General features: G+C 60.3%; 7 protein-coding genes. 2 read left to right on the top strand and 5 right to left on the bottom strand.

The features are described 5' to 3' along the window. Window positions 1-92: 92 nt before the first annotated feature. The 3 genes from L4G42_RS25960 to L4G42_RS25950 all read right to left on the bottom strand — a co-directional run bounded on the left by L4G42_RS25960 (window position 93) and on the right by L4G42_RS25950 (window position 1,556). Window positions 93-737 carry a glutathione binding-like protein gene (locus L4G42_RS25960; RefSeq protein ID WP_237254552.1) on the bottom strand — a complete coding sequence of 215 codons (645 nt, stop codon included), beginning with the start codon at window positions 735-737 and terminating at the stop codon, window positions 93-95. Window positions 738-859: 122 nt separating this feature from the next. Continuing rightward, a complete protein-coding gene (locus L4G42_RS25955; protein WP_065992586.1) occupies window positions 860-1,066 on the bottom strand; it encodes an SEC-C metal-binding domain-containing protein in 207 nt (68 codons plus the stop codon). A gap of 4 nt (window positions 1,067-1,070) precedes the next feature. Then, entirely contained in the window at window positions 1,071-1,556 is a 486-nt protein-coding gene (locus L4G42_RS25950; protein ID WP_065992587.1) for an LEA/WHy family protein, read from the bottom strand. Between the two features lie 101 nt (window positions 1,557-1,657). Between L4G42_RS25950 and L4G42_RS25945 the strand changes: the two genes are divergently transcribed. Beyond that, the gene (locus L4G42_RS25945; protein ID WP_237254551.1) at window positions 1,658-2,263 is read left to right on the top strand and encodes a hypothetical protein; all 606 of its coding nucleotides are present in this window, start codon (window positions 1,658-1,660) and stop codon (window positions 2,261-2,263) included. A gap of 44 nt (window positions 2,264-2,307) precedes the next feature. On the opposite strand, the gene L4G42_RS25940 is transcribed toward L4G42_RS25945, so the two are convergent. Then, entirely contained in the window at window positions 2,308-2,781 is a 474-nt protein-coding gene (locus L4G42_RS25940; protein ID WP_237260043.1) for a YchJ family protein, read from the bottom strand. A 10-nt stretch (window positions 2,782-2,791) separates the two neighbouring features. Further along, complete coding sequence (locus tag L4G42_RS25935) at window positions 2,792-3,289, bottom strand: DUF6231 family protein (RefSeq protein WP_237254550.1); 498 nt, start codon at window positions 3,287-3,289, stop codon at window positions 2,792-2,794. A 244-nt stretch (window positions 3,290-3,533) separates the two neighbouring features. On the opposite strand from L4G42_RS25935, the gene L4G42_RS25930 reads away from it, so the two are divergent. Beyond that, a complete protein-coding gene (locus L4G42_RS25930; protein ID WP_237254549.1) occupies window positions 3,534-4,235 on the top strand; it encodes a PA1041 family peptidoglycan-binding anchor lipoprotein in 702 nt (233 codons plus the stop codon). The last annotated feature ends 357 nt before the right edge of the window (window positions 4,236-4,592 follow it).

The following is a 4,592-nucleotide window of genomic DNA, read 5'->3' as shown; positions in this document are numbered from 1 at the left end:
TGTTTAGACTGCCACCGTGGCGCATTGACGCCTCGGCCTGGGCGAGTCCATCCAATTACAGTGTGTGTCTGTACGTCGGACACCAACTGCGCTTACGGCTTCGGCGGATTGATCTTGTCCACCAGTGCATAGGCCCGCTTCACCGCATCGCGATTGGCCACTGCGTCAAACCAGCGCTTCAGGTGCGGGAAGTCGTCCAGGTTCTGCTCCTGGAACGTGTGCGGCACGATCCACGGGTAGATCGCCATGTCTGCGATGCCGTATTCCTCGCCCGCGACGAAGGTGCGATCGGCCAGACGCTTGTTCAACACGCCGTACAAGCGCGCGGTTTCGTGGATGTAACGCTTGATCGCGTAGGGAATCTTCTCTTTGGCGAACCGGTTGAAATGGTGATTCTGACCGGCCATCGGCCCCAGCCCGCCCATTTGCCAGAACAGCCACTGCAGGGTTTCCTCGCGGCCGCGCAGGTCCGGTGCAATGAACCGGCCGGTCTTCTCGGCCAGGTACAGCAAGATCGCGCCGGACTCGAACAGGCTCAGCGGTTCGCCGCCGTCAGCAGGCTCGTGGTCGACGATGGCCGGAATCCTGTTGTTGGGGGAAATCTTCAGAAAATCGGGTTCGAACTGCTCGTTCGCGCCGATGTTGACCGGGAAAATCTTGTACGGCAGGCCCGATTCTTCGAGGAAAATCGAGACTTTATGGCCGTTGGGGGTGGTCCAGTAGTGCAGATCGATCATTGCGCGCTCCAGGTGAAGTCATCACGACTGCCATTTAGGCTGCACCTGTTTTACGCCCTCAAACGTCCATCGCACAAATGAAAACGGCCTGAAGATTCAGGCCGTAGAAGAAGCTGGATGCGTTACGCGCCGTGGCACTTCTTGAATTTTTTCTCGCTGCCGCAGGGGCAAGGGTCGTTGCGTCCGACGTCCTTGAGCGTGTTGCGTACTGGCTCTTGGGGCGCGTGGCCGCAATGCGGACCGTGCACGTGGCCGTGGTCATGATGGTGATCGTGATGGTCGTGATCGTGGTCACAATCGGGGCCGTGCACGTGGGCTTGCTGGTTCATGGGGCTACTCCGGAATCAAATCGCCGGGGATTATGTCGCCATTGCGCCCGATGCGCACGCTGTGTCCGAATAAAAATCCGGTCTTGAGCTTGCCTTCCAAACGGTAATGCACCGGCTGATTGGCTTTGCCGAGCACCTTGGAGATGTCCTTGAGGTGTTCCCATAGATTGGTGCGGATCGGCACGGAAAAGTTTTTGTGGCTGTTGGCTTTGACGATGAACCAGTCGCTGTAGACGCCTTCGCTGAGCAACATGTCGTTGAGCAGGATTTTGTAGCGCAGGCCACGGACCAACAAGCTGGAGTCGTTGGGGTTATCGACCCTGAAGCGCAGCTTGAAGTCCTGGCGCAGCAACTTCGCCTTGACCACCTCAACCTTCAGCAGCTTGACGTCGGGGTCTTCGAAGCCGCCGGTTATCCAGGTCGAGCAGCCCGACAGCGCCAGGAGTGCGAAGAGGCCTGCGATTCTGAGGACGTGTGCTGCAAACATCATGGGTCGCTCCCTTTATGCCCGATCTGACCGCCACTGCACGTGACTCGCCGTTCTCCACAGCCTGCGCCATACTCGCGCCATGTGTCGAAGGAGTATTGACCATGAAGCTATACGAAATCGTATTTTCCGGCCAACTGGTGCCCGGCGCGCAGCCGGATCTGGTCAAGGCCAACCTGGCAAAGCTTTTCCAGGCGGACGCTCAGCGCATCGCGTTGCTGTTCTCCGGCCGTCGGCTGGTGCTGAAAAACAACCTCGATGAGGCGGCCGCCGAAAAGTACCGCTCGACCCTTGAGCGCGCCGGAGCCATGACTCAGGTCGTGTCCATGGCGCAAGTCGTGGAGGCCCCTGTTGAAGAGGCGCCGGGTCTGGTTGAGGTGGAAGAGGTCGAGCTGGCCCCGCCGCCGGACCAGCCGAGCTGGACGCGCAAGCCATCAAGCCTGACCGCGCCGCGCACCGACGCCACGCCGCCGCGCAAAGCTACCGTCAAGCCGCGCGATGTGTACATGGCTGCATTTGTGGACGTCGAGGCGCCTGACTTCACCCTCTCCGAACCGGGCCAGGACGTGCAGGATCCGAGAATGCTGACCCGTGCGCCGCAGCTCGACCTGTCCGGCCTGAGCCTGGCTCCGGCCGGCGCCGATCTGGGTCAGGACAAGTCGGTTGAGCACGTGCTGGTGCCGGACGTTTCCCACATCAGAATGGCCTGAGGACTGCCTGTCTCTGAGTGGTTACTGGCGTCACCGCTAAATGGTCAGGTGAGATAAGCCGAACAGCACTTCTTGAATTTCTGCTCGCTACCGCAGGGGCAGGCGTCGTTACGACCGGCTTTGAACGAGACTGTCGGGTCGATGAAATACCAGCGTCCATCATGCTGCACGAACGCCGAGCGCTCGCGATGACGATGCTCGCCGTCCGCGTCGTGCCAGCGCGCGATAAAGGTCACAAATGCGTGCTCGGGCTGACCGCCGATCAACTCGGCGCCCTCGACTTCAAGGCCCAGCCAGGTGCTCTGGGCGCTCCACTGGCTGATCGCATCACGATCCAGCCCGGCCTTCTGCGCCGGCACTGTGGTGTCCAGCAAGTAATCCACCAACCCCAGCACATAAGCGCTGTAGCGCGAACGCATCAGCGCTTCGGCGCAAGGGGCAGGCTGGCCGGCGTGATAACGACCGCAGCAACCGTCGAGAAGATTGCCGCTGCCGCAAGGGCATATTGCGCTGCTCATGATGCGTCTCTCACCACCAGTATTTGCCGTAATTCTCCGGATTGGCCCAGAACCTCGCGTTCAGCCAATCCGGCACCTGTTTGTATTCCCGAAGATCGTAGGTGAACAGCGTGAGCACTTGTTCATCCCGGGAAAACCGTTCGCTGGCCTGGAGTGCCAGCGAGTAGAAATCGGTGGACTGCCAGCCGCAGGCATCAAGGTCCGCCAGCACGGCGATCCGGCTGGCATTGAGGTTGCGAATGCCGCCCAACAACTCCAGTCCCGCACGCTTGGGCATGTGCTCCAGACAGTCCACCACCAGCGCTAGATCGAAGCGCTGCCCGGCCAGCTCGGCGGGCAAAAGACCGGGCGCGGCCTGGGCCAGTTCGGTCTGCGGATGCGCTTCGCAAAAAGCCTGCAACGCCGGAAAACCCTCGGCGCCAACCAGCAGCAAACGCTTCGGCGCATAAAGGTCGAGCAGGGCGGCCAGTGCCTGTTGCGGTGTGCGGCTGGAGAAGCGGTCGGTCATTGGAGTTCCTCGGTCAGGCGGGCAAGGGTAGCGTGCTGAACTTCGATGGCCTAGTGCTTGAACTTTTTCATTTCGCGATATGACAAAGCGTACGGAGTGAAGGCAAAAGGCTATTCCCCACAGAACAGTCCCAATTGTGCGGTGAAATTCCGTAAAACCCCGGAAATCAGGGTGGCGAACGGCCCCACACGCGTCTTTACTGCATTTCAGTCGGTTTTAGCCGATACCAAAGGAGAAGAACTGTATGAGCATGATTCGGACAGCGTTACCTCTGATTTTGGTTACCAGTGTATTGACGGGTTGTGCGGGCTTGCAAAAGACCGACTGGCCTCTGTGTGCGGCCGGTGGCGCGCTGACCGGCGCAGCGATCGGTGCCTTCCAGACCGCGTCGGTTGCAGCAGGCTTCGGTGGTGCGGTGGGCGTGATGGCCGGCGCGTATTGCTGGGCCCACGGGGATGGTGATGATGACGGCGACGGCGTCCTTAACAGCAAGGACAAATGCCCGGACACGCCGAAAGGCACCCCGGTCGATGCCACCGGTTGCCCGATCGTGACACCGGCCCCTGAACCGATGGCCGCGCCGGTGGTGCTGCCGAAAGAAGAGATCATCACCATCCGTGACGTGCACTTCGAGTTCAACAAAGCCACGCTGACACCGGGTGACAAACAGCAACTGGACATGGTCGCAACCAAACTCAAAACCGAAGCCCCGAACGTCCAGCTCCACGTCAGCGGCCACACCGACAGCGTGGGCAGCGATGCCTATAACCAGAAATTGTCGCAAAAACGTGCGCAATCGGTGACCGACTACCTCGTCAGCGCCGGCATCCCGCGTGCCTCGTTCGCGTCCGTTGAAGGTGACGGCGAAGCGCGCCCTGTGGCCGACAACAAAACCGCCGACGGCCGAGCGCTGAACCGCCGCGTCGAGATCAAAATCAACCGTTGAGACAAGGTTGATGCACCAAAGGAAGCCCCGGTCTGAAAGCCGGGGCTTTTCTATTTTTTGAATTCGGTTCCATGTTCAAAAAAACATTGTCCAGACCGGCCCCTTCCCGGCTAAAGCCGGTCCCACTAACAGCCGCGCGTGCATTCAGTGGGACCGGCTTCAGCCGGGAAGCCCTTGATCTGCTTTAACGCTTTTGATCTTCATACACAAAAGGCTCAAACACAGCAGAACGCGACTTGGGTGCAGGCTGAACGCAGGTCTCGCGCAGTGGGCCGAGCCGCATGGATGCGGCGAGAGCGCCGTCAGGACATGGATGTCCGTTCGGCGCGGGCCCACGGAGCGAGACCGGAGTGAAGG

This window comes from Pseudomonas petrae (assembly GCF_021728295.1).
Classification (GTDB): Bacteria; Pseudomonadota; Gammaproteobacteria; order Pseudomonadales; family Pseudomonadaceae; genus Aquipseudomonas; species Aquipseudomonas petrae.
Note: the sequence above shows the minus strand (reverse complement) of the source record. Positions and strands in the feature narration are given on the sequence as shown.

Bases quoted from the DNA above. Each gene is read 5' to 3' on its own strand.
- L4G42_RS25960 (WP_237254552.1), bottom strand. From the start codon at position 737: ATGATCGATCTGCACTACTGGACCACCCCCAACGGCCATAAAGTCTCG.
- L4G42_RS25955 (WP_065992586.1), bottom strand. From the start codon at position 1,066: ATGAACCAGCAAGCCCACGTGCACGGCCCCGATTGTGACCACGATCAC.
- L4G42_RS25950 (WP_065992587.1), bottom strand. From the start codon at position 1,556: ATGATGTTTGCAGCACACGTCCTCAGAATCGCAGGCCTCTTCGCACTC.
- L4G42_RS25945 (WP_237254551.1), top strand. From the start codon at position 1,658: ATGAAGCTATACGAAATCGTATTTTCCGGCCAACTGGTGCCCGGCGCG.
- L4G42_RS25940 (WP_237260043.1), bottom strand. From the start codon at position 2,781: ATGAGCAGCGCAATATGCCCTTGCGGCAGCGGCAATCTTCTCGACGGT.
- L4G42_RS25935 (WP_237254550.1), bottom strand. From the start codon at position 3,289: ATGACCGACCGCTTCTCCAGCCGCACACCGCAACAGGCACTGGCCGCC.
- L4G42_RS25930 (WP_237254549.1), top strand. From the start codon at position 3,534: ATGAGCATGATTCGGACAGCGTTACCTCTGATTTTGGTTACCAGTGTA.